At 52.6% G+C, this 1636-nt stretch carries 1 rRNA gene; it reads left to right on the top strand.

The features are described 5' to 3' along the window. Positions 1–62 precede the first annotated feature (62 nt). A 16S ribosomal RNA gene (locus RH40_RS07490) occupies positions 63–1614 on the top strand. Positions 1615–1636: the final 22 nt, after the last annotated feature.

Consider the following 1636-nt stretch of genomic DNA (forward strand, 5'->3'; position numbering starts at 1 on the left):
GGCACAGTCAATTCAACATTTACTTGTAAATGTAATCAGTATTCATTGAGTCACAAAATCTTAAATTGAAGAGTTTGATCATGGCTCAGATTGAACGCTGGCGGCAGGCCTAACACATGCAAGTCGAGCGGAAACGAGTTATCTGAACCTTCGGGGAACGATAACGGCGTCGAGCGGCGGACGGGTGAGTAATGCCTGGGAAATTGCCCTGATGTGGGGGATAACCATTGGAAACGATGGCTAATACCGCATAATAGCTTCGGCTCAAAGAGGGGGACCTTCGGGCCTCTCGCGTCAGGATATGCCCAGGTGGGATTAGCTAGTTGGTGAGGTAAGGGCTCACCAAGGCGACGATCCCTAGCTGGTCTGAGAGGATGATCAGCCACACTGGAACTGAGACACGGTCCAGACTCCTACGGGAGGCAGCAGTGGGGAATATTGCACAATGGGCGCAAGCCTGATGCAGCCATGCCGCGTGTATGAAGAAGGCCTTCGGGTTGTAAAGTACTTTCAGCAGTGAGGAAGGTGGTGTACTTAATACGTGCATCATTTGACGTTAGCTGCAGAAGAAGCACCGGCTAACTCCGTGCCAGCAGCCGCGGTAATACGGAGGGTGCGAGCGTTAATCGGAATTACTGGGCGTAAAGCGCATGCAGGTGGTTTGTTAAGTCAGATGTGAAAGCCCGGGGCTCAACCTCGGAATTGCATTTGAAACTGACAGACTAGAGTACTGTAGAGGGGGGTAGAATTTCAGGTGTAGCGGTGAAATGCGTAGAGATCTGAAGGAATACCGGTGGCGAAGGCGGCCCCCTGGACAGATACTGACACTCAGATGCGAAAGCGTGGGGAGCAAACAGGATTAGATACCCTGGTAGTCCACGCCGTAAACGATGTCTACTTGGAGGTTGTGGCCTTGAGCCGTGGCTTTCGGAGCTAACGCGTTAAGTAGACCGCCTGGGGAGTACGGTCGCAAGATTAAAACTCAAATGAATTGACGGGGGCCCGCACAAGCGGTGGAGCATGTGGTTTAATTCGATGCAACGCGAAGAACCTTACCTACTCTTGACATCCATAGAACTTTCCAGAGATGGATTGGTGCCTTCGGGAACTATGAGACAGGTGCTGCATGGCTGTCGTCAGCTCGTGTTGTGAAATGTTGGGTTAAGTCCCGCAACGAGCGCAACCCTTATCCTTGTTTGCCAGCACTTCGGGTGGGAACTCCAGGGAGACTGCCGGTGATAAACCGGAGGAAGGTGGGGACGACGTCAAGTCATCATGGCCCTTACGAGTAGGGCTACACACGTGCTACAATGGCGCATACAGAGGGCGGCCAACTTGCGAAAGTGAGCGAATCCCAAAAAGTGCGTCGTAGTCCGGATTGGAGTCTGCAACTCGACTCCATGAAGTCGGAATCGCTAGTAATCGTGGATCAGAATGCCACGGTGAATACGTTCCCGGGCCTTGTACACACCGCCCGTCACACCATGGGAGTGGGCTGCAAAAGAAGTGGGTAGTTTAACCTTCGGGGGGACGCTCACCACTTTGTGGTTCATGACTGGGGTGAAGTCGTAACAAGGTAGCCCTAGGGGAACCTGGGGCTGGATCACCTCCTTATACGATGATTATTGCGATGAGT

Origin of the sequence: Vibrio caribbeanicus ATCC BAA-2122 (genome assembly GCF_000165125.1) — a bacterium.
Classification (GTDB): Bacteria; Pseudomonadota; Gammaproteobacteria; order Enterobacterales; family Vibrionaceae; genus Vibrio; species Vibrio caribbeanicus.